The organism is Roseateles puraquae, from assembly GCF_002205845.1.
GTDB classification, from domain to species: domain Bacteria; phylum Pseudomonadota; class Gammaproteobacteria; order Burkholderiales; family Burkholderiaceae_C; genus Pelomonas; species Pelomonas puraquae.
On record NZ_NISI01000001.1, the window covers coordinates 33716 to 55952 of the forward strand.

Annotated in this window: 20 protein-coding genes and 2 pseudogenes; 16 read left to right on the forward strand and 6 right to left on the reverse strand. The window is 64.8% G+C overall.

Going from position 1 to position 22237, the window contains the following annotated elements; genetic code table 11:
- Nucleotides 1–2: 2 nt before the first annotated feature.
- Nucleotides 3–1538, forward strand: a complete 1536-nt coding sequence (locus tag CDO81_RS00165; protein WP_088481160.1) for an efflux RND transporter periplasmic adaptor subunit — start codon at nucleotides 3–5, stop codon at nucleotides 1536–1538.
- Nucleotides 1535–4699, forward strand: coding sequence for an efflux RND transporter permease subunit (locus tag CDO81_RS00170; RefSeq protein ID WP_088481161.1), 3165 nt, complete (start codon nucleotides 1535–1537; stop codon nucleotides 4697–4699). The genes CDO81_RS00165 and CDO81_RS00170 overlap by 4 nt, the downstream gene beginning before the upstream one ends.
- Nucleotides 4700–4983: 284 nt before the next feature.
- Here the strand turns inward: CDO81_RS00170 and cadR are convergent, their stop codons facing one another.
- Nucleotides 4984–5436, reverse strand: a complete 453-nt coding sequence (cadR, locus tag CDO81_RS00175; RefSeq protein ID WP_088481162.1) for a Cd(II)/Pb(II)-responsive transcriptional regulator — start codon at nucleotides 5434–5436, stop codon at nucleotides 4984–4986.
- 96 nt (nucleotides 5437–5532) lie between these two features.
- On the opposite strand from cadR, the gene CDO81_RS00180 reads away from it, so the two are divergent.
- From CDO81_RS00180 to CDO81_RS00195, 4 genes are all read left to right on the forward strand, one after another.
- Entirely contained in the window at nucleotides 5533–7812 is a 2280-nt protein-coding gene (locus CDO81_RS00180) for a heavy metal translocating P-type ATPase (RefSeq protein WP_168928248.1), read from the forward strand.
- Between the two features lie 57 nt (nucleotides 7813–7869).
- Nucleotides 7870–9810 (forward strand): cytochrome c/FTR1 family iron permease, encoded by a 1941-nt coding sequence (locus CDO81_RS00185; protein WP_088481164.1) that lies wholly within the window; start codon nucleotides 7870–7872, stop codon nucleotides 9808–9810.
- Nucleotides 9773–10234, forward strand: a complete 462-nt coding sequence (locus CDO81_RS29250; protein WP_088481165.1) for a MipA/OmpV family protein — start codon at nucleotides 9773–9775, stop codon at nucleotides 10232–10234. The genes CDO81_RS00185 and CDO81_RS29250 overlap by 38 nt, the downstream gene beginning before the upstream one ends.
- A 79-nt stretch (nucleotides 10235–10313) precedes the next feature.
- Nucleotides 10314–10718, forward strand: a complete 405-nt coding sequence (locus CDO81_RS00195) for a YkvA family protein (protein WP_088481166.1) — start codon at nucleotides 10314–10316, stop codon at nucleotides 10716–10718.
- 180 nt (nucleotides 10719–10898) lie between these two features.
- Here CDO81_RS00195 and CDO81_RS00200 read toward each other — a convergent pair.
- Nucleotides 10899–11519: pseudogene (locus tag CDO81_RS00200) on the reverse strand (nickel/cobalt efflux transporter); the annotation flags it as partial.
- Here CDO81_RS00200 and CDO81_RS00205 point away from each other — a divergent pair.
- The 10 genes and pseudogenes from CDO81_RS00205 to CDO81_RS27455 all read left to right on the forward strand — a co-directional run.
- Nucleotides 11516–11812 (forward strand): annotated as a pseudogene (locus CDO81_RS00205) (efflux RND transporter permease subunit); the annotation flags it as partial. The pseudogenes CDO81_RS00200 and CDO81_RS00205 overlap by 4 nt on opposite strands.
- A complete protein-coding gene (locus CDO81_RS00210) occupies nucleotides 11805–12122 on the forward strand; it encodes a DUF3240 family protein (RefSeq protein WP_088481168.1) in 318 nt (105 codons plus the stop codon). The pseudogene CDO81_RS00205 and the gene CDO81_RS00210, both read left to right, overlap by 8 nt.
- Nucleotides 12119–13369, forward strand: a complete 1251-nt coding sequence (locus CDO81_RS00215) for a TolC family protein (protein WP_088481169.1) — start codon at nucleotides 12119–12121, stop codon at nucleotides 13367–13369. The genes CDO81_RS00210 and CDO81_RS00215 overlap by 4 nt, the downstream gene beginning before the upstream one ends.
- 24 nt (nucleotides 13370–13393) lie before the next feature.
- On the forward strand, nucleotides 13394–14179 hold the full coding sequence (locus CDO81_RS00220) for a HupE/UreJ family protein (protein ID WP_088481170.1): 786 nt from the start codon (nucleotides 13394–13396) through the stop codon (nucleotides 14177–14179).
- A 33-nt stretch (nucleotides 14180–14212) separates the two neighbouring features.
- Nucleotides 14213–14563, forward strand: a complete 351-nt coding sequence (locus tag CDO81_RS00225; RefSeq protein WP_088481171.1) for a DUF6488 family protein — start codon at nucleotides 14213–14215, stop codon at nucleotides 14561–14563.
- A 61-nt stretch (nucleotides 14564–14624) separates the two neighbouring features.
- Nucleotides 14625–15944, forward strand: a complete 1320-nt coding sequence (locus tag CDO81_RS00230; RefSeq protein ID WP_088481172.1) for an MFS transporter — start codon at nucleotides 14625–14627, stop codon at nucleotides 15942–15944.
- Between the two features lie 385 nt (nucleotides 15945–16329).
- Nucleotides 16330–16674, forward strand: coding sequence for an IS66-like element accessory protein TnpA (tnpA, locus tag CDO81_RS00235; protein WP_088481173.1), 345 nt, complete (start codon nucleotides 16330–16332; stop codon nucleotides 16672–16674).
- Complete coding sequence (gene tnpB, locus CDO81_RS00240) at nucleotides 16671–17003, forward strand: IS66 family insertion sequence element accessory protein TnpB (RefSeq protein WP_144397092.1); 333 nt, start codon at nucleotides 16671–16673, stop codon at nucleotides 17001–17003. The genes tnpA and tnpB overlap by 4 nt, the downstream gene beginning before the upstream one ends.
- A gap of 64 nt (nucleotides 17004–17067) precedes the next feature.
- Nucleotides 17068–18033, forward strand: a complete 966-nt coding sequence (gene tnpC / locus CDO81_RS00245) for an IS66 family transposase (protein WP_420893068.1) — start codon at nucleotides 17068–17070, stop codon at nucleotides 18031–18033.
- Between the two features lie 159 nt (nucleotides 18034–18192).
- Nucleotides 18193–18435 (forward strand): hypothetical protein, encoded by a 243-nt coding sequence (locus CDO81_RS27455; protein WP_144397093.1) that lies wholly within the window; start codon nucleotides 18193–18195, stop codon nucleotides 18433–18435.
- A gap of 19 nt (nucleotides 18436–18454) precedes the next feature.
- Here CDO81_RS27455 and CDO81_RS00255 read toward each other — a convergent pair whose 3' ends face one another.
- From CDO81_RS00255 to CDO81_RS00270, 4 genes are all read right to left on the reverse strand, one after another.
- On the reverse strand, nucleotides 18455–18922 hold the full coding sequence (locus CDO81_RS00255) for a hypothetical protein (RefSeq protein ID WP_088481175.1): 468 nt from the start codon (nucleotides 18920–18922) through the stop codon (nucleotides 18455–18457).
- 62 nt (nucleotides 18923–18984) lie between these two features.
- On the reverse strand, nucleotides 18985–19755 hold the full coding sequence (locus CDO81_RS00260) for a hypothetical protein (protein WP_088481176.1): 771 nt from the start codon (nucleotides 19753–19755) through the stop codon (nucleotides 18985–18987).
- Nucleotides 19756–19777: 22 nt separating this feature from the next.
- Nucleotides 19778–20386, reverse strand: coding sequence for a mechanosensitive ion channel family protein (locus CDO81_RS00265; RefSeq protein WP_193466476.1), 609 nt, complete (start codon nucleotides 20384–20386; stop codon nucleotides 19778–19780).
- Between the two features lie 94 nt (nucleotides 20387–20480).
- A complete protein-coding gene (locus CDO81_RS00270; RefSeq protein WP_158218118.1) occupies nucleotides 20481–22073 on the reverse strand; it encodes a tetratricopeptide repeat protein in 1593 nt (530 codons plus the stop codon).
- Nucleotides 22074–22237: the final 164 nt, after the last annotated feature.

Consider the following 22237-nt stretch of genomic DNA (forward strand, 5'->3'; position numbering starts at 1 on the left):
CCATGACCTCCAACAAGAAACTGTCCGCCGTCGCCATGCTGCTCGTCGCTGCGGGCGCAGGCCTGGGCTACGGCGTCGCCCATTGGCGTACGGCCTCGATGTCGGACCCATCCGCCACGGTGTCCGGAACCAAAGAGACGACCAAGAGTCCGGCCGGTGAGCGCAAGGCCCTGTATTGGTACGACCCCATGGTGCCGCAGCAGAAGTTCGACAAGCCAGGTAAGTCGCCGTTCATGGACATGCAGCTGGTGCCCAAGTACGCCGATGAGGCGCCCTCAGGTGGCGTTGCCGTCGACCCGCGCGTCGCCCAGACCCTGGGGGTACGCACCGCAACCGTGGAGAAGCAGCGGCTCGGCGCCTCGTTCCAGGTGCCGGCCGTCGTGCAGCTCAACGAACGCGACGTGGCCATCCTGCAGGCGCGCACCGCTGGCTTCGTCCAACGGGTGGCCCGCCTGGCACCGGGCGATGTCGTCGCTAACGGTGCCTTCATCGCCGAACTGCTGGTTCCCGAGTGGGCAGGCGCCCAGCAGGAATTCCTGGCGGTGCGCCAAACGGGCGATGCGGCCCTGACCGCCGCGGCCCGCCAGCGCTTGGTGCTGCTCGGCATGCCGACGTCCCTGATCCAGCAGGTGGAACACAGCGGACAGGTACAGGCGCTCTCCAACGTGCACGCCCCCACCGGCGGGCTGGTACAGGAGTTGATGGTGCGACCCGGCATGACAGTGTCCCAAGGCATGAGCCTCGCCCGCATCACCGGTTTATCGACCGTCTGGCTAGAAGCCGCCCTCCCCGAAACCCAGGCCAGCGTCGCCCGCGTCGGACAGCCCGTCGAGGTGTTGTTGGCGGCGTTTCCCGGCGAGACACTGCGCGGCAAGATCACAGCGATCCTGCCTGAGGCGAATGCTGAGACACGCACCCTGCGCGTCCGGGCCGAGCTCCCAAATCCGCAAGGCCGGCTGCGGGCGGGGATGTTTGCTCAGATGCGCCTGGGCGGGACGGCCGAAGAGGTGCTCGTCGTGCCTGCCGAGGCCGTGATCCGCACAGGCCAGCGTGCTGTCGTCTATGTGGCTGAGCAGCTTGGGCGCTTTACGCCGGTCCAGGTGCGTCTGGGTCGCGAGCTGGGTGACAAGCTGGAGGTGCTGGAGGGATTGCAGCCCGGCCAACAGGTTGTGGCGTCCGGCCAATTCCTGATCGACTCGGAAGCGAGCATGCAGGGTGTGCTGCAGCGCCAGGCCACTCCGGCAGCGCCTGCTGCCAGCGCGGCTGCCGTGCCGGCGGCCTCATCGACAGCTTCTGCCGTTTCGGCACTTCAGGCGGTCGGCAGGATCGTGGAGCTTTCGGGGCAGAGCGTCACGCTGGATCACAGCGCCGTGCCGGCCCTCAAATGGCCAGCCATGCAGATGGGCTTCCGGCTCGCGCGGCCGGAGCTGGCCAAGGGCGTGAAGGTGGGCGACACCGTCCGCTTCACCTTCCGGGAAAGCCAGGACGGCTATGAAGTCGTCGCCATGCAGCGCGAGACACCGGGAGGCGCACGATGATCGGCGCGCTGATCCGCTGGTCGGTCGGCAATCGCTTCCTGGTGCTGCTGTCCACGCTCTTCCTCGCCGTCGCCGGCGTGCTGTCGCTGCGCTCGACACCGATCGACGCCCTGCCCGACCTGTCCGACGTACAGGTCATCATCCGCACCAGCTACCCCGGCCAGGCGCCACAGATCGTCGAGAACCAGGTCACCTATCCACTGGCGACCACCATGCTGTCGGTGCCCGGCGCCAAGGCCGTGCGGGCGTTCTCCTTCTTCGGCGACTCCTTCGTCTATGTGCTGTTCGATGACGGCACGGACCTGTACTGGGCTCGTTCCCGCGTGCTGGAGTACCTCAGCCAGGTGCAGGGCCGGCTGCCAGCGACGGCCAAGCCCTCGCTCGGCCCCGACGCGACCGGCGTGGGCTGGGTCTTCCAGTACGCCCTCGTGGACCGCACAGGTCGCCATGACCTGTCACAGCTGCGGGCGCTGCAGGATTGGTTCCTCAAGTTCGAGCTGAAGGCCGTCGCCAACGTGGCCGAGGTGGCCACGTTGGGCGGCATGGTCAAGCAGTACCAGGTGGTGGTCGACCCGGCCAAGCTCATCGCCTACGGGATCACGCATAACCAGGTACGCGAGGCGCTGATGAACGGCAACCAGGAGGCTGGCGGCGCCGTGCTGGAGCTGGCCGAGGCCGAGTACATGGTGCGCGCCAGCGGCTTCCTGAAGTCGCTGGATGAATTCCGCAGCATCGTGCTGGCCAGCCGCAACGGCGTGCCGGTGTTGCTGAGCCAGGTCGCCACCGTGCAGGTCGGACCGGAGATGCGCCGTGGCATCACCGAACTGGACGGCGAAGGCGAGGCGGTCGGCGGCGTGGTGATCCTGCGCAACGGCAAGAACGCCCAGGCGACGATTGCCGCGATCAAGGACAAGCTCAAGCAGCTGCAGTCCAGCCTGCCTCAGGGTGTCGAGATCGTCACGACCTATGACCGCAGCTCCTTGATTCAGCGCGCCATCGACAACCTGTCGATGAAGCTGCTCGAAGAGTTTGCGGTGGTCGCCCTGGTCTGCGTGGTTTTCCTGTGGCACCTGCGCTCGGCGTTGGTGGCAATCATCTCGCTGCCGCTGGGCGTGATGGCGGCCTTCCTGGTGATGCAGCAGCAGGGGTTGAACGCCAACATCATGTCGCTCGGGGGTATCGCCATCGCCATCGGCGCCATGGTCGATGCCGCAGTCGTCATGATCGAGAACGCGCATAAGAAGCTGGAGGCTTGGCAGCACGCCCACCCCGGCGAGGAACTGAAGGGCGAAGCGCGCTGGGCAGTCATCACCGACGCCGCAGTCGAGGTCGGCCCGGCGCTGTTCTTCTCGCTGCTGATCATCACGCTGTCCTTCGTGCCGGTCTTTACGTTGCAGGCGCAGGAAGGACGGCTGTTCGGGCCACTGGCCTATACCAAAACCTATGCCATGGCAGCGGCCGCCGGCCTGTCCATCACCCTCATTCCCGTGCTGATGGGTTACTGGATCCGCGGGCGCATTCCCGACGAACAGCGCAACCCCATCACGCGCGCACTGATCGCGCTATACCGCCCCGCGCTGGACGCGGTCCTGCGCTGGCCCAAGGCCACGCTCGTCGTGGCCGTCGCGGTCTTCGCCACCACCGCCTGGCCCGTGATGCGCCTGGGTGGCGAGTTCCTGCCGCCGCTGGATGAGGGTGACCTGCTGTACATGCCTTCCGCACTGCCAGGTTTGTCCGCCCAGAAGGCCGCCGAGCTGCTGCAGATCACCGATCGCATGATCAAGACGGTGCCAGAGGTGCAACGGGTGTTTGGCAAGGCCGGCCGGGCGGAGACCGCTACCGACCCCGCGCCGCTGGAGATGTTCGAAACCACCGTGCAGCTCAAGCCACGCGATCAGTGGCGCCCTGGCATGACCCCGGAAAAACTCGTCGAGGAGCTTGATCGCACGGTGAAAGTGCCGGGCCTGACCAACATCTGGATCCCGCCGATCCGCAATCGCATCGACATGCTGGCCACCGGCATCAAGAGCCCCATCGGCGTGAAGGTGTCCGGCACCGATCTCTCCGCGATTGACCGGATCGCCGCCCAGGTCGAGGCGGCCGCCAAGAACGTGCCGGGCGTCAGCTCGGCGCTGGCCGAGCGGCTGACCGGCGGACGCTATGTCGACGTGCAGATCGACCGCGTGGCCGCCGCGCGCTACGGCATGAACGTGAGCGACATTCAGTCCGTGATCTCAGGGGCGATAGGCGGCGAGAACGTCGGCGAGACGGTAGAAGGCCTGGCGCGCTTCCCCATCAACCTGCGCTATCCGCGCGAGCTGCGCGATACGCCGGAGAAGCTGCGCAATCTGCCGGTGCTCACGCCCGCTGGCCAGCAGGTGACGCTCGGCACTCTGGCAGCCGTGACCCTCGTTGACGGACCACCCATGCTCAAGAGCGAGAACGCCCGCCCATCGGGCTGGGTCTACATCGACGTGCGAGGACGGGACATCGCCTCGGTGGTTGGCGATTTGCGGCGGGAGGTCGCCCAACAGGTGCGGCTCGAGCCAGGCATGAGCCTGGCCTACTCTGGCCAGTTCGAATACATGGAGCGGGCCAACGAACGGCTCAAGGTGGTGGTGCCTGCCACGCTCTTGATCATCTTCGTGCTGCTGTACCTGACGTTCCGGCGCGCCGAGGAGGCTGCCCTCATCATGGCCACGTTGCCGCTGGCGCTGACCGGAGGAATCTGGTTCCTCTACCTGTTGGGCTACAACCTGTCCGTGGCCACCGGCGTTGGCTTCATCGCGCTGGCGGGCGTATCGGCCGAGTTCGGCGTCGTCATGCTGCTGTATCTCAAGCACGCCCTGGAAGACCGGATGCGCGCCGGTATGCCCATCACACGCGAGGTCGTGCTCGACGCCATCCGTGAGGGTGCAGTGCTGCGCGTGCGTCCGAAGGCGATGACGGTGGCCGTGATCCTCGCCGGCCTGCTGCCCATCGTCTGGGGATCTGGCACGGGCTCCGAGGTCATGAGCCGCATTGCTGCGCCGATGCTGGGCGGGATGGTGACGGCACCGCTGCTGTCGCTTTTCGTGGTCCCAGCCGCGTTTGCCTTGATGCGCGTGCGACGCGTCAAGAACTATCCCCATCATCACGAGCCGACAGGCCAAGTCACTTGAGCTGCGCTTATCGGTATGACTTGGCCGCAGCAGGCTTGACGATGAAACTTTCGCTGCCATGGCATCCGTCAAGTTTCCATTTGCGGTTGGAATCCCGGCGGCGGGCGTCCAGGCGAGGCAGAAAAAACGCGGCCCCGGCAAGAGCCGGGGCCATAAAGCTTCGACGCTGTCATCACGCCGACGCTCCTGCTCAGGGAGGTAAAGCAGGGAGACCAGCACCGCCAGTCTCGAGAGCAACTTTAGCAGCCAACGCCCCTTTGTTTGCGCGGCGGGTATACCGACTCTCAGTGCTTGTGCACCGAGCGCAGATGGCTTGCACTCTGATCCGCCGGCGTTTTCTCTTGCGAAGCTTCGGCGAGACCGGAAAGGATGCCGCACTGGTCCGTGCGCCTGGCGTCCCCACAACGCTGGCGAAGTTCCTTGAGCTGCTGTTCCAGCGCTCGCAGCTCCTTGATGCGCTTGGACACGTGTCCGATGTGCTCGTCGAGCAGCGAGTTGACGTCCCCGCAGTCCTCACCAGGTGCGTCCCTGAAGCGCAGCAGAACACGAACCTCGTCCAGCGACATGTCGAGGCCTCGGCAGTAGCGAATGAACTGAAGCCGCTCCAGGTGCGGCGCCTCGTACACACGAAAGTTGCCCTGCGTACGGCCAGGCGCAGGCAGCAACCCCTCCCGCTCGTAGAAGCGGATGGTCTCGATGGGCGTTGTTGACGCAGCGGACAAGTCACCAATCTTCATGGGTCCCCCGGGGCTTACAGGACAGAAGTGTAGGGACTTGACTCTGTAGCAGCTACAGGTTGTCAAATACCCTCAATAGCTGAAGAACGATCAAGCATGAGCACCCACAAGCACGACCACAGTGACCACGCGGAGCACCATCATGAGGACGGCCATGCTCATGGGTCCGGGCACGGGCACGGGCATGGCGATGCACATGAGCACGGGCGTGAGCCGTCGTGCTGTGGCACTGCATCCGTCGCAGCGGCGAAGGCCCAGACATCCACTGCGTCTGGCGGCCTGCTGCTGCGCATTCCCTCCATGGACTGCCCGACCGAGGAAGGACAGATACGCCGCGCGTTGGAGGGTTTCCCCGAAGTACGAGGATTGCGGTTCGATCTGCCGGCACGCGCGCTGGACATCGACGCCCCGCCGGCAGCCTGGGAGCCCGTCATTGCCGCCATCAATGGCATCGGCTTCAAGACGGAGACGCTGTCGGCGCCGCCTCCTGCGGAGGACACTGCAAAGGCTCAGCGCACCGAGTTGACGCGCCTGGTTGCGGCGCTGCTGGTTGCCATTGCTGCGGAGCTGGTTGACTTCTTCGCGCCGGACATGCTGGCCTGGAAGGTCGTCGGTATGGCTGTTGCAGCCGGGGCAATTTGGCTTTCTGGTCTTGCCGTGTTCCGCAAAGGCCTTTCTGCCATCGTGCGGCGTGACCTCAACATCAACGCCCTGATGTCGGTGGCGGTCGCAGGCGCGTTCGTCATTGGGCAATGGCCTGAAGCGGCGATGGTGATGGCGCTGTATTCCCTGGCGGAGCTCATCGAGGCACGCTCGGTTGAGCGTGCGCGCAACGCCATCACTGGCCTTCTCGCGCTGTCACCGCCACAGGTGGAGGTGCGCCAAGCCGACGGCACATGGACCAGCGCGGACGTCAAGACGGTGGCAGTTGGGGCGACGGCGCGCGTGAAGCCTGGCGAACGCTTCGCCCTTGATGGTCGCGTGACCGCGGGCCAGGGCGCTGTGGATCAGTCCCCCGTTACCGGCGAGAGCATTCCCATCGACAAGGCACCGGGCGATGACGTCTTCGCAGGGACCATCAACCAGAGCGGTGCCCTCGAGTTCGAAGTGACCAAGCCCGCCAGCGACACAGTGCTGGCCCGCATCATCCATGCCGTCGAAGCTGCCCAGGGGCAGCGGGCGCCTACCCAGCGCTTCGTCGACAAGTTCGCTGCCATCTACACCCCGGCCGTCTTCGTGCTGGCGCTGGCGGTCGCCGTCGGAACGCCCTTCATCATGGGCTGGCCGTGGCTGACGGCGGTCTACAAGGCGCTGGTGCTGCTCGTCATCGCCTGCCCTTGCGCACTCGTCATCTCGACGCCGGTTACCGTCGTCAGCGGCTTGGCTGCCGCGGCGCGACGCGGCATCCTCATCAAGGGTGGCGTTTACCTCGAAGAGGCTCGCAAGCTCAAGGTAGTCGCGCTCGACAAGACCGGTACGCTGACCGAGGGAAAGCCGCGCCTCGTCGCACAGGCGGCGCTGTCGCAGAGCCTTCCTGAAGCCGAGGTGTTGCGCATTGCCAAGAGCCTGGCCTCGCGCTCTGACCACCCGGTGTCCAAGGCTGTGTCCAACGGCTTGGACGGGGAAGAGCTGGCCGTCGAAGACTTCGGCGCCGACATGGGCCGAGGCGTTCACGGCACCATCCACGGACGTAAGTACATCCTCGGCAATCACCGCTGGGTGCATGAGCGTGGCCTGTGCTTCCCTGAGTTGGAGGCCAAGCTCGAAGAGCATGAAGCGCAAGGGCGCACGCTGTCTTTGCTGGCAGACCAGGAACGCGTCCTGGGTCTGTTCGCGGTCGCCGACACCGTCAAAGAAACCAGCAGGCAGGCGGTCGCCGACCTGAAGGCCCTCGGCGTGCGTTCCATCATGCTGACCGGCGACAACCCGTCGACCGCCAAGGCAATCGCCGGCCAGGTCGGCATCGACGACGTTCAGGCCAACCTGCTCCCCGAGGACAAGCTCAAGGTGATTTCCGAGCTGGGTCAAACCCAGCAGACGGGCATGGTCGGCGATGGCGTCAACGATTCGCCGAGCCTGGCTGCGGCGTCGGTGGGCTTCTCCATGGGCGGTGCTGGCACCGATACCGCGAAGGAAGCGGCCGACGTGCTCATCATGAACGACGACCTGCGCAAAGTGCCCGAGACCATCCGGCTTTCGAAACGGACGCACGCCATCCTCTGGCAAAACATCGTCCTCGCGCTTGGCATCAAGGCCGTGTTCTTCGTCCTCGCAGTCTTCGGCAGCGCCACCATGTGGATGGCCGTCTTCGCCGACATGGGCGCGAGCCTGCTGGTTGTCTTCAACGGTCTGCGCCTGTTGAAAAGCACTCGCTAAATCCATCGGCCACATCGGCTCGCATCGTGCGGGCCATCTTTTTGCTCGAGAACCGAAATGAGTCTCACTAAGACAGTCCATCGCAGCGCCAGGGGGCTGGCCATCCTGGTCACGTTCCTCTTCTCAAGCGTGTCGCAGGCGTCGGAAGCCGACGTGAAGCGCGTTTGGCAAATCCTCGACTACTTGGCTGTCGACTACGCCGGCGCCGTCAAGGATGGCAAGGTCGTCTCTCAGTCCGAGTACGACGAGATGAAGGAGTTCGCACTGACGGCGCGAACCAAAATCGCGACGCTCGAAACCAAGAGCGAGCAGCCCGCGTTGATTGCACAGGCTACGGAGCTTGAAGCAGCCATCGGCGCTCGAGCTGACGCAAGCAAGGTTGGCGCGCTGTCCAAGGCGTTGGCCAAGTACCTTGTCGCCGTCTATCCCGTCCCGCTGGCGCCCTCGAGAATTCCGGACGTTGGGCTCGGGGCGAAGATCTACGCCCAGAACTGCGCCAGCTGCCACGGCGCGACTGGCAACGGCGACGGCCCCGTGGGGAAGTCACTGAACCCTAAGCCCATCGCGTTCACTGACAAAGAGCGTGCAAGTCAACGCAGCCTCTTTGCGCTCTACCAAGCTGTGTCGCAAGGTCTCGCCGGCACGGCGATGCCCGCGTTCGGTCAGCTGTCTGAAGAAGACCGATGGGCTGTGGCGACTTACCTGGGCACCTTTGCGCACGACAGCAGCGAAATCGAGCAAGGCAAGAAGGTGTGGAGCGAAGGAGAAAGGGCGAAGGCCGCTGTCCCCAATGTCGACCGCTTCGTCGGCCTCACGCAGAACGACTTGGCTGAGACGCTGAGCGGAAAGGAAGCGAGCGTGGTCATGGCGTACCTGCATGCAAATCCGGATGCGCTCAACCAGGCTCCTGCTGGTGACCTGACGCTCGCGCGAAAGCAGCTGCAGCTCAGCTTGGCGGCCTACAAGGCCGGTGACATCAAGAAGGCTCAAGACCTTGCTCTATCTTCCTACTTGGACGGTGTTGAGCCCTATGAGCATGCATTGGCTGCAAAGGATGGCTCGCTGAAAAGCCAGATTGAAGTGGCGATGAGCCGCTACCGGTCACAGCTTTCAGACAAGGCTCCGATTGACCGAGTAGCCGCATCTGCTTCTGATGTGGAGCGTCTCTTCACCCAGGGGGACCAGGTGCTCTCTGACTCGAAGGCAGACTCGACGGCTGCCTTCTTGGGGAGCCTCACCATCCTGCTACGAGAAGGTCTTGAAGCTCTGCTGGTCGTGGTGGGCATGATTGCGTTCCTGCGAAAGGCGGAACGCCCGGACGTGCTCGGCTACGTTCACGCCGGCTGGCTGACGGCCCTCGCCGCAGGTGCGGCAACGTGGGGGGCCGCGACGTACCTCGTCACCATCAGCGGCGCCAACCGTGAGGTGACAGAAGGGCTGTCGAGTCTGTTCGCCGCCGCGGTGTTGGTCAGTGTGGGCATCTGGATGCACCAGAAGAGCGTTGCTGGTCAGTGGCAGGTCTATCTGCGCGAACGCATGTCTGCAGCCTTGAACCGGAAGTCAGCGTTTTTCATGTTCGGTCTGGCCTTCGTTGCGGTGTATCGCGAGGTCTTCGAGACCATCCTGTTCTACGCGGCGCTCTGGGGCCAGGGCAATGACCGCGCGATCTTGGTTGGCCTGGCGGCCGGCGTCCTGTGCCTGGCAGCAATCACCGTCTTGCTGCTGCGCTTCAGCGCAAAGCTACCCATCGGCAAGTTCTTCTCCGCCAGCTCCTGGCTCGTCGCCGTGCTCGCCGTTGTCCTGACCGGCAAGGGTGTAGCCGCACTGCAGGAAGCCGGTTGGATTGCCCCTAGCGCCCTGCCATCGCCGCGCGTTGAGCTGCTAGGCGTATACCCTTCCACCATCGGGCTCGCCGCCCAAGCGGTCGTTCTGGCGTTCGTGTCGGGGTTCTTCCTGTGGAATGGACGTGCGCAATCCAAGCCGGAGCAGCACGCATGACGCCTGGAGGACCGCCTCGCCTTGGCGCAGTCCGGATCGCAGTCTGCCTAGCGACGGCACGGCCGGAGCGCTAAAGGCTCGCGGTAGCATCACCAGTTATCCGGCGGTCGGATTGGGGGGCAATGGCATCGAGAAGCAGCATCCCGCCAGCAACGCGACGTTGCGCCTGAGACCGTATTTTGACGCCGGCATCACTCCGGAGCAGGCGGCTTCCACCACGCTCCCGGCACACACGCCCAGTGCCGGGCTGCGCAACGCATACGCTGGGGTGGGATTCATCACCGCTCTCACGCCGCGTTGGATCCTCTTCGGCAACGCGGGGACATCGAGATTGATCGGTGATGCGGCCGCCAGTCCGCTGACCCTGAACCGCAGTTCCTACTCGGCTGGCCTGGGCCTGGCGTATCGCTGCTGCCGTTGGTAGGCGCCGCAAATCCTGATGGAGGGTGTGACTGGTCGGCGGTCCGCGCGCGGGGCACGTCGTAGCACGCCACACTGACGCCATGCATCTGATCCACAAAGTACGCGCATGGGCACGAAGCATCAAGCGCGACGCGTTGACTCTCTGGTTCGCACGTCGCCATCCCGATGCGCCATTGATCTCAAAACTGCTCGCCGCGTTCGTCGTGGCCTACGCGCTGAGTCCGATCGACCTCATCCCGGACTTCATCCCGGTGCTCGGCTACGTCGACGATGTGCTGCTGCTGCCTGGCTTGATATGGCTGGCTATCCGTCTGCTGCCCGCGTCTGTGTTGGACGCGGCACGCCTTGAAGCCGAGACCTGGATCACCGGCCGGCGCGACAAGCCGCGCAGCGTGGTCGGAGCGGCCGTGATCATCTCGATATGGTTGATCGTTGCTGTTGCGATTTCACTGTGGGCAGCTCGACATTTCCAGTTCGGCGTTTGAGTCGAGTGGTAGATTCGAGATCGAAGCTTGGCTGCGGCCAGTTTCCCTGCTTTTCCTCCCTGAGCAGGCGCGTTAACGTTATGACAGCGAAGATGCGTTGAGCCCCGGCCAGCCCGGGGCTTTTGTTTTTCTGCTGCAGCCGCAACGCTTTTCTCGAGCTTGGCGCTGTTGACCCTGGATTCACGCCCCCAACAACTTGAGCGCGTGCAAGCCTTCATAGCCGACATAGAGCCCGACGAGCAATATCAAGGCGCTTGAGAAGTACGGCGCCTTGCGTGCGAACGCTCCGAAGCCGCTCCAGCGCTTGGATACGTGCTTGACGCTCAACGCGGCGAGCGCGCCCGACGTCACCATCGTCAACGCCAGGCCGATGCTGAAGCACAAGACCAACGCTGCGCCCAGCGTGAACTTCTTCAGCTGCAGGCACAGCAGCAACACGGTGATGGATGCGGGACAAGGGATCAGCCCACCGGTCAGGCCGAAGATGATGATCTGGCCTGTGGTGACATTGCGGTTGGCAAAGCGGCGCTTGATATCGTTCGCATGAGCGCGCTCGTGTGCGTCTTGAAACTCCAAGTCGCCTGCTTCAAGCTCGTCATGGGTGTGCTGGTGTTCTTCAAACGTCAGTGAATAGTCGTGGTGCTCTCCACCGAGGCCCAGACTGACTTGGGCTTTGAACGCGTGCGGCTCGGGAATCTCGTCAAGGGACTCTAGGAATCCGTCCTTGCGAACGAACTTGAAGAGCTGCCGGCCGCCATCCTCACGAATCGTCGTGACCTCCGCTTCCGCAGCGTCCCAGCTACTTCAACCAGCTGCACGCCGAAGGCATGACGCTGCTCGACAGCGTGACGCTGGGGGCCAGACGGCGATTGCGACCGGTGCTCATGACCGCGTCCATCACGGCCTTCGGCCTGATCCCCCTGCTGTTCGCGACCGGGCCAGGCTCGGAGATCCAGCGTCCTCTGGCCATCGTCGTCATCGGCGGGCTCATCACCGCCACGGCGCTGACCTTGGTGCTGCTGCCGCTGCTTTACCTGCGCTTCGGCCAGCCGCGGGCGGCTGCACTTGCAACGCCGGAGGTGGCCCATGGCTGATTTCCCATCAAACCTGGTCTGTCTGCACCTGCTGTGCCCGGCGCTGACCGAAGAGCGGGTGCTCGACGCTCTGCTGGCCGTCGGCGAGGCAGGCGTTTTCACCAGCTCGCCAGCCTCGGGCCACGGCTACGGGCATGGCGCTCTGAGCACCCAGGATCAGGTCAGTGGCCGCAGCGATGCAGCCGTGGTTCAGGTGCTGGTCGCGCACGACCAACTGGACGCCCTGTTGACCCGGTTGCAACCCGAGCTGGTCCGTACCGGCGCGCGCTATTGGGCCACGCCCGTCGTTCGACAAGGAGAATTCAAATGAAGCGGCTGGCAGCGAGATTCATCGCATGCGCCTGGCTCTGCGTGACGCTGTCCGCGCGTGCTGAAGACGTGCCGACCCCCGGCTTCCTGCCCTCCACCGCACAGGCGAGTGCCTGGATCGAGGCCGATCCGGCCGTAGCGCGCGCCCGTCTCGCCGCGGAGGCCGCCAACCACGGTGGTGCGGCCATTGCGGCTGGCCCGCATGAGTGGACTGCCCGCGTTCAGGGCCAGCGGCGCAGCTACCAGGACAGCGGCGCACGCTCCAACGAATGGACGGCGGCGCTCGAGCGCGCCATCCGCGTCAACGGCAAAGCCGGATTGGACCGCCAGCTAAGGGACCTGGAGGTGGAGTTGGGCCGAGCCCGCCTCGGCGAGGCGCGCCACGAGGCGGCCCGGACGCTGGCCGATGCCTGGACGGGCGTCATCGTTGCCAAACGCCAGCACGCACTGCTGCGCGACCAGCTTGCCATCGCCATGAGCAATCTCGACGTGGTGACCAAGCGCCAGCGGGCCGGTGATGCGTCGGCGCTGGACTCCAATGTCGCGCAGGGCGACATCGGCAGCATTGCGCGTGATGTCAGCCAGGCCGCCACCGAAGTCGTCAAGGCTGAAGCCACGCTGCGCGTGCGCTTTGCGGCCGTGGTGCCGGACGGCATCGTGCTGCCACCTCCCCAGACGCCGGTCTGGCCCGAGGCCCAGTGGCGCGAGCGCGTGCTGGAGGAAGCCGACCCCATCAAGACTGCGGAGACGGAGTGGCGGCGCGCCGGCGTGACGGCCGCGCGGGCGCGGGCCGACCGCATCGCTGACCCCACGGTGGGCGTCTTCGCGGCCAACGAGGCGATGCGCAACGAACGGGTCGTGGGCCTGTCGATCAGCATCCCTTTCGGTGGCAGCTACCGCAGCGCGCGGGCGTTGCAGGCCGGCAAAGAGACCGACGCACTGCAGGCGGCGCTGGACCAAACGCGCCGCGAGATCGAGCTCGAAGCGGCACAGACCTACGCCGAGGCCACCGGCAGCCTGGAGCGCTGGCGCATCGCAAGCGAGACAGCCCGTCTCAGCGCTGAGAGCGCACGCTTGATGCAGCGCGCCTACGGCCTGGGCGCGGCGGACCTGCAGGCCTTGCTGCTGGCACGCCGCCAAGCTACCGATGCGGCACGCGCTGCCGTGCAGGCCCAGGGCGAGGCGGTGCGCTGGGAGATGCGTCTGCTGATTGACGCCCACCTGATCTGGGACCTGGCCCAAGACTGATCCACGTAATCAAGAAGGTCACTCATGCTCCGACTCTTTGCCCGGCCGCTGCTTGCGGTGGGCTTGTTCCTCACCTCGCTGGCCGCCTGGGCCCATGGCATCTCGGAAGCCGACAAGCAGCGCATGCTGGATGGCGGATACCTGCAGTACGTCAGCCTGGGAGCCAGCCACATGCTGACCGGCTATGACCACCTGCTCTTCCTGTTCGGCGTGGTGTTCTTCCTCACGCGGTTTGTGGATGTCGCCAAGTTCGTCACCGCCTTCACGCTCGGCCACTGCATCACGCTGATCTTGGCGACCTTCCTGAAGATCACGTGGAACTTTTGGCTGGTCGATGCGCTGATCGCCATCAGCGTGATCTACAAGGGTTTCGACAACAACGGCGGTTTCCAGAAGCACTTCGGCCGCGCCTCGCCCAACCTGCTGGCCGTCGTCTTCGGCTTCGGCCTGCTGCACGGCTTCGGCTTGTCGACGCGGCTGCAGCAACTGCCGCTGGGAGACGACCAGGTAGGCATGCTGATGCGCATCCTCAGCTTCAACGTCGGCGTAGAGCTGGGCCAGATCGCGGCCCTCGTCGTCATGGTCGGCCTGCTGTCGGTCTGGCGTCGGCGCGAGTCGTTTGCACGCTTCAGCGTGCTGGCTAACAACGCGCTGATGGCGGTGGGTAGCCTGCTGCTGCTGATGCAGCTGCACGGCTACCACCACGACATTGATGCAGAGAACCTGCGTTTCCCCGTCAAGGCGCATCGGCACGCCCACGAGGACCTGGAAGTCGAGAACAGCACCAAGACCGGGCGCGACAGCCTCTAAACAATATTCCCCTCCCCCCACCAAGGACTCACCATGAAGCAATTCGTCAGCACCTTTGCGGCCCTGGCCGCCCTGTCCCTCTCGGCGCCAGCCTTTGCCGGCGGCGAGGGCGACTGCCATTTCCACGGTTCCACCCCGGCCAAGGCCGAGACCGTGTCTGGCTGCGCCGTCAAACGCCAGCAGCAGCTCATCGCCAGCGGCAAGCTCGACAAGTCTTGGCAGGCCGTGAAACCCGCCGCACCCGAGCAAGTCGACGGCCAGAAGGGCAAGGAATGGAAGTTCACTTTCAAGGACGCTGCTGCGACGGACAAATCCAAGGAGACCCTCTACATGTTCTTCACCCCGCAGGGCAATTTCATCGCTGCCAACTTCACCGGTAACTGATGCGCCCACCTCGGTGGGCACATCGCCTGCCGAGGTCATTCAATATCAGCGGAGAAGCACCATGCTCGACGTCCTCGCCAACCGCACCTATCGGCATCTCTTCTTCGCTCAGGTCATCGCTCTGGTCGGCACAGGCCTGGCCACGGTCGCCCTGGGCCTGCTGGCCTACGACCTGGCAGGGGCAGACGCCGGGGCGGTCCTTGGCACGGCGCTGGCCATCAAGATGCTGGCCTACATCGGCGTTGCGCCGGTGGCCTCCGCCTTCGCCGAACAACTGCCCCGCCGCACTCTGCTCGTCACTCTGGACTTGGTGCGCGCAGCGGTCGCCCTGCTGCTGCCTTTCGTCACTGAGATCTGGCAGGTCTATGTGCTGATCTTCGTGCTGCAGTCCGCCTCGGCCGCATTCACGCCCACCTTCCAGGCCACCATCCCCGACGTGCTTCCCAAGGAGGCGGACTACACCAAAGCATTGTCGCTGTCCCGCTTGGCCTACGACCTGGAGAGCCTGGGCAGTCCGGCGCTTGCCGCAGTGCTGCTGACGGTCGTCAGCTTCCACAGCCTCTTCCTCGGCACCGTCGTGGGTTTCATCGCGTCGGCGTTGTTCGTCGTGTCGGCCGTGCTGCCCAAGGCCAAAAAGCCGTCGCGCCGCAGCGTCTACGAGCGTACGACGCGCGGCAGCCGCATCTATCTGGCCACGCCGCGGCTGCGCGGGCTGCTGGCGTTGAACCTGGCCATCGCGTCGGCGAGCGCCATGGTCATCGTCAACACCGTCGTGCTCGTGCAAAGCCAGCTGCAGCTCAGCCAGCGCTTCACGGCCGGCGCGCTGGCAGCTTTTGGCGCAGGGTCCATGCTGGTGGCCCTGGGGCTGCCCAAGCTGCTGGAGCGGCTGCCGGATCGAAGGGTCATGCTGTTCGGTGCCGGGTTGCTGGCAACCGGTCTCTTCCTCGGGCCACTGGCGGTCGGGCGATTCGAGATGCTGGTGGCGCTGTGGCTGTTGCTCGGCATCGGCTATTCGCTGGCACAGACACCGTCGGGCCGGCTGCTGCGGCGCTCCGCCAACGAAGAAGACCGACCTGCCCTCTTCGCCGCGCAGTTCGCCTTGTCGCATGCCTGCTGGCTCATCACTTACCCAATGGCCGGCTGGATGGGCGCGCGGGTAGGGCTCAATGCCAGCTTCCTCGCCCTCGGCACGCTGGCCGCGCTGACGACGATCATGGGCATGTGGCTGTGGCCCAGCGACGACCCGGCCGAAGTGCCACACACCCACCCTGACATGCCGGCAGAACATGCCCATCTCCACGCCCCGGCGGTCGATGACCAGGGGCGGCATAGCCACGCCTACGTCATCGATGACGAGCACCAGCGCTGGCCGAGAGACTGACCATGAGTGTCAAGACACGCTGCTAAGACTCCGTACGTCGTGGCAACCGCGTGGCGGTTCGCGTCGACGGTCGGCGCGGCTTGGACGCAATTCCTGATTCGGTTGTCTGAATCTGGTTGCGACCCGGATCGCACGGGCTGCCGTTGGACTGGCAGGGCCGTAGTGACGCAGGACGCTGCTCTTGGGGCCGGCGAACAGCGGTTTCTGGAGATCAACGGCTCGCCAATGATCCGCGCCACGTGCTACTGCTGGCCGGCCGGCGAAGTTGGCGGCGCGAAGCGACGCGCGATCCAGTCGAAGCTGAGTATCCGTCCGGCCAACTCACCTTGAACGGCCCGTGGCCGGCAGCCAGGATGGTGCCCACCAAACAAGTTAGGTGGACACCATGCCAGACGCCAAGCCGGCTAGCCGCCGACGTCACGATGCAGAGCTGAAGCGGCAAGTCATCGCCGCATGCGCGGCGCCAGGCGCGTCCGTGGCCCAAGTGGCGATGAGCTACGGCCTCAACGCCAATCTCGTTCACAAGTGGCGCCGCCTGGTTGCTGACGACGCAGAGGCTCGCAGCGCACCCGCCTTCGTCCCCGTGTCGGTGGTCGCGGAGGTCCCGCCATCTGATCCGCCGCAGTCCATCGAACTGGAGCTGCAGCGCGGGGCGGTCCACGTCCGCGTGCGCTGGCCGATGAGTGGTGCGACGGCCTGCGCCGCTTGGCTGCGCGAGATGCTGCGTTGATTAGGGTCGACGCGCTGTGGCTGGCAGTCGAGCCACTGGACATGCGCGCCGGCACCGAGGCCGCGCTACGGCGCGTGGTCGCAGTCTTCGGCGCTGCCAGGCCGCATCATGCCTACCTGTTCGCCAACCGCCGAGCCAACCGGATGAAGGTGCTTGTGCATGACGGCATCGGCGTGTGGCTGGCGGCCCGACGCCTCAACGCGGGCCGCTTCGTCTGGCCTCGCGATGTGACAGGCACGCTGAGCGTGAGCCGCACCCAGTTCGACGCCCTGGTGCTGGGCCTGCCGTGGCAGCACGTCGGCGAGACCGGCGTCATCACGCTGCTGTAGCCGCGCGTCCATTGCGGCATCTGCCGATGGGCGGCGCGGCTAACGGCGGGCAGCATCACCACTCGTGATTGCCGACGACCTCGACACGCTCGATGCCAACCAACTGCGCGATGCCCTTCGGGCTGCACGCGCCGAGGCTGCGTTCAAGCAGGCCATCATCGACAAGCTCACGCACGAGAACGCCATCCTCAAGCGACTGAAGTTCGCGGCGCAGAGCGAGCGGTTCAGCGCCGAGCAGAAGAGCCTGCTGGATGAGACGCTGGACAGCGACCTGGCGGCTGTTGCCGCCGAGATTGAGGCGCTGCAGCCAGGCCGCGCCGCTGGTGAGCGGCAACAGCCTCGGCGAGAGAAGCTGCCGGCGCACCTGCCGCGCCGCGATGTGCGCCATGAACCCGAGAGCACGACCTGCGGCTGCGGCCAGGCCATGCAACGCATCGGCGAGGACGTGGCCGAGAAGCTGGACTACCAGCCCGGCGTCTTCACTGTCGAGCGCCACATCCGCGGCAAGTGGGTGTGTAAGTGCTGCGAGCGGATCGTGCAGGCGCCGGTCGCCCCGCACATCATCGACAAGGGTCTGCCTACGACGGGCCTGCTGGCCCAGGTGCTCGTGGCCAAGTACCTGGACCATCTGCCGCTGTACCGGCAGGAAGCCATCTTCGAGCGTGCCGGCCACGCCATCTCGCGCTCCACGCTGGCGCAGTGGGTCGGCGAGTGCGGCGTGCAACTGCAGCCGCTCGTTGACGCGCTGACCGCCGAGCTGCTGCGCCAGCCGGTGTTGCACGCTGACGAGACGCCGGTTGCGATGCTCAAGCCCGCCGGTCAGCGCGACGGCAAGACCCATCGGGCCTACCTCTGGAGCTACTGCAGCACGCAGTTCAGCCCGCTGCAAGCCGTCGTCTTCGACTTTGCCGACATCCGGCGAACCGTATTCACAACTCAAGTCAAAGAGGAGATCCCATGCTTGCTCAGTTCACCAAGATCATCAATGCATTCAGAGGGTTGCTCGAGAGCGCTGACCAGCACCGGGTAGGAGCATGCTTCATGCTCGCTACCGGCCTACTGATCGTTGCCGCGATCTACCTTATCCGTCATTGAGGGAGCTCGCCTACATGGGAAAGCGGCCCAGCGGCAAGTGCGCGGCGAGTTCCGCTGCTACCTTGGACATCCACTCGTCCCAATGGAGACCGCGATGACCAACTCCTCTGCCGGCCCAGCGCCCGCGCCTGGTGACCATCAGAAATCCCCCGTCCAGTTGCCGACCGAGCCGGACAAGCCGGTCGACGCGCCCATCACGCCGCAGCCGGAAGACAGCCCTGGACACGCCAATGCCAAGGCTCAGCCCGATCGGGTCGCGCAAAGCATTGAGGACGCCCATGCCGACGGGAGCGATCGGTCGAGCGAGACCGAATCGCCCCGAGGCTCAGGACCTTGAGTACACCGATCTCAGGCTTTCATCCGCCGCGGAGCACCATGTAGACGGTCGTGCCGCTGATCGCGGCGCCCAGAAGCGCGCCCACAACGGCTCCGATGATCACAGGTAGCCACCAGTTTTGCTTGAGGCGGTCCGCCTCGAGATTGACAGCAGACACAGCTGAGTTGGTTTCAGTCGTCAAGTTGGTCAGTGCCGTCTTGGCCTTGCCTTCCGCCTTGGTCAACTGCTGCCCGATGCGATCAGCTGCATCATCAACAGTGGTGTTGAACTTGCCTGCCACGACTTTTTCGATGTCGGCAGCCATCTGCTGTTGATTGGCGACCAACGTCTTCACGGTGCCAGCGACGAGCGCTGCGGCCGTGTTAACGCGCTGCACGGCGTCGCCTGCTGCTCCTTGCAGCGTCTGAGCGTGTTCGATGACGTCGGCAACGATGGGGACCAGCTCTTCGAGCGTCTCTGGTCGCTTCTTATCGGGATTGGATGACATGTGAGGTAGGTGATGAGGGCCTGCGGATGCTTGCAAATCTCCGCCCTGCGGTTGAAATGAGGTCAGAGGGATGGACCATGATCAAGCGTTTGCTGCTTCGGCTCGACTCCGTGTGCCAGCTCGCCAGACACCTCTCGGCGCTGCAGTTCCTGTCGCACAGCAGATGAAAACGCGCCGCGCGCGGCCTGACTTCGCGTGAACTCTTCCTCCCTGGCGCGCAGCCGGGCACGAAGCACACGAGAAGTCGCCTTCAGGTCTGTGATGTTCTCAAGCGGCAGGTATGACAAACCGCCATTGCTGCCGACGCCCACGAGTAGCCCAGAAGTTTCGTAACCGTCGAGGCAGCCGAAAAGCTTGATCAAGCGGAGGTACAGGTCCAGCTCTGCCTTATTCGGTGGGTCTTTGTGCGCATCCTCGGCAACCTGCTCGGCAAAGGCCTCAAGTGAGATCCCTCCGTGCTCCTCGAGCTCCAGGTAGGGCCGCACGTTCATTTGAAACGTCGAGTTGTCAAACTCGTCAATGATGTGCTGCCCGGTCTCGACAAACCAGTGAGCTCGCAAAGACGCTTTGCGAAGATCAACGTCTCGGCGCGTGGCGCCTCGGTACGTCGCCAGCTTGACGCGCTCCTTCTTCAGGTTGGCGCCAACGCGCTTGAACTCGATCAGCCGCCAAGCTCCAGGGAACTGCAGCATGACGTCACCCAGGACCTTGTCCAGTGGCGTCTGCTGCAGCAGATTCACGCATGAATCGATCTGCCTCGGGTTCTTGCCCATCACGAGCCCAAGCCCGTAGATGAAGTTCCCGATGATGACGTTCTCGTAAGGCGAAAGCATTCGTTCCTCCCCTGCCCTCTGGCTACGGGCCTCCTTGTTGATCCGGGGCTACCGCGGTCACGGCCGTACCGTGCCATCGCCGCACGACGCGCTGGAAGAACAGGCTGTTGGGCAGTTGCAGCGTTGTGCCGTTCTGCTGATCGCCGCTTTCGAGAAGCGTGGTGTAGACCGGATTGATTTCGACCACGCGTCCCTTCATCCCCGGCTTGTCACCCGCTTCTAGCAGTTCGACCGTGTCGCCAATCCGAAAGGACTTGGTGATGTAGATGAGCAGCGTGCAGAACAAGTTCGACAGCACGCTCCATGCTGCGAAGAACGCGACCGCGCCGACGGTTGCAAACCCCGTGAACGCCGTCCAGAGCACTGCGCCCGAGACACCCATGCGCTCCAACGCCCAGAGCAGCGCGCCGAGGTAGACCAGGGCGCCGACCACGCGAAGAAACAACGATGCCATGTTGACCGGCAGGCCGTACTTGGTCGTGACTCGGTCGATCAGCTTGTGGGCCAGCCGCATCAGCAGCCAGGCGCCCAAGACGATCATCACAACCTCCACCGCAGGAATGAGGATGTCGAGCCAGTCCGCTGCCCAGACGGGCAACTGGTCGTGTAGCGCTTGGATGAGCTTTCTCATGGAGGGAATGTCGTCGTCAGAAGTTTGAACGGATGTTCGCAGGCAGGAGTTTTACCTGCGCCGCCGCTTCGCGCCGGCAGTGTCGAGCTTGCGCTCAACAAGCTGTCTGCGAACCCTCCGCCGCCCCGCCCGGAAGCGCCATCGCCTCGTCCAGTTCGGCCTTCGCCATGCGCGCCCAGCGTCCCCCTCCACGAAGGACATCCAGTTCGTTAGAGCACGCCCTGGCAAAGAACATCGATTCGGCCAGACCATGAGCCTGTAGGACCTGCTTCAACCTCACCATGCGATGACGAAGATCGAAGTCCTGGAACTCTGCACCCCGTACGCCGCCGCCAGCGACTTGCGCCACGACGCGTCGCAGGTTGTGCTGGACTGACTCCGAGATGGCCGGCACCGCGCGCGGCGCGGAAAGCTTGGCATGGCGGATGAACGGATTGCGCCCCACGACGAGCCCCCACGGGCGCTGGCTGCCCACGAGGTCCACGGTCATCGCCTCGAGCTTGGTCAGCCCGAAATCCCTGGCCACCTGAAGCCGAAGTGCGAGCCCAGGACTGGACTGCTCAATCTCCTCCAGCGCGCGGGCTGCATCGACGTCACGGCTGTCCACGGGAAGAACGAAGGTGCACAGCAACCGGTGGGCGGCCTCATCGCCCGCTTGTGCCGCTTGGTACAGCCAGTGCATGCCTTGCTCGACATCGCGCAGCGAGCCTGATGCCCGCAGGATGGTTGCACCCAGCCGCCGCTGGGCAATCACTGCGCCGCTGGCCGCCGCCTTCTCCAGGCAGAACCGCGCCATAGGCGGGTTGGCAACCGATCCGTTGTGGTTCGAGTGAATCTCGTACAGCCGGCTCCATGCCTCGCCGTGGCCACCGTCAGCGGCGCGCATCAGGAGCGCTGAGGCCTTTCGGAAGTTTTGGCTCGTCACCAGCGATTCCCACGCCAGGGCACCGACATCCTGGCCGCTCAAGGCCAGTCCCAACATCAACGCCGCGCCGGTGTTGCCTCGTGCAACGCAGTCGTCGAGAAGGGCCTCAATCGCCCGACGATCAACAGCGGTATCCACGGGCTGCACCTTGCTGGCATAGCTGAGGGCTTCGAACACCTTGTCCGCCAAGCCAGCCTCAGGTGATCCATCCAACTCCAAGCTCACCGCCAGCGCCCGGAACAGGATCTGCGGCTCTTGACGCATCAACGCCCTGTCCATCGCAAACGTCAGCAAAGCGGCCCAGCCGATGCCCGGCACAGCCTTGAGGGAGCGAAGCCGCGCCACGACGCGTTCTTCGGACAAATCGTCCGGGGTATAGGCGGTCAGCACCTTCCTGGCAGCTGTCTCACCACCCGCCGCAGCGCTTCGGAACCAGCGCATCGCCTCTTCGGGATCGACGGCCGTCAATGAAAGCCAGATTGCCAGCTTCATCTGCGCGGCCGCTCTGCCGGCCTGCGCTGCTCGCTGCAGCGTGGCGACTCGCCCATGCGCAGCGATCTCGTAGAGGTCCAGCGACTCGACGATGAGCTGCAGCGTGTCGTCGGCTCGGGCGCGCTCAGCCTGCTGCAAGTACTCGAGCCCGAGCGTCACGTGGCGCGGGAATCCGCTCGTGCCTTGCAGGTATTTGCGGCCGGCCTCCAGGCAGGCCGCGATGTCTCCTCGTCGCGCCCTCGATATCAGTTGAGCATCGGGTCTTCTCATCCGCGCCTTCTTTGCAGTGGCCCTTGCCAAGCCGCCTGCGTCCGTAACGGCGTCGTGGACGCCAGTGCCAACGGGCAAGCGTAAGAAGGCGGCCATGACCGCTGCCCGTCCGGCGGATTACGGTTTTGTCAGGTTGGCGCGCCGATTCACGGGTTTGTCCAGCT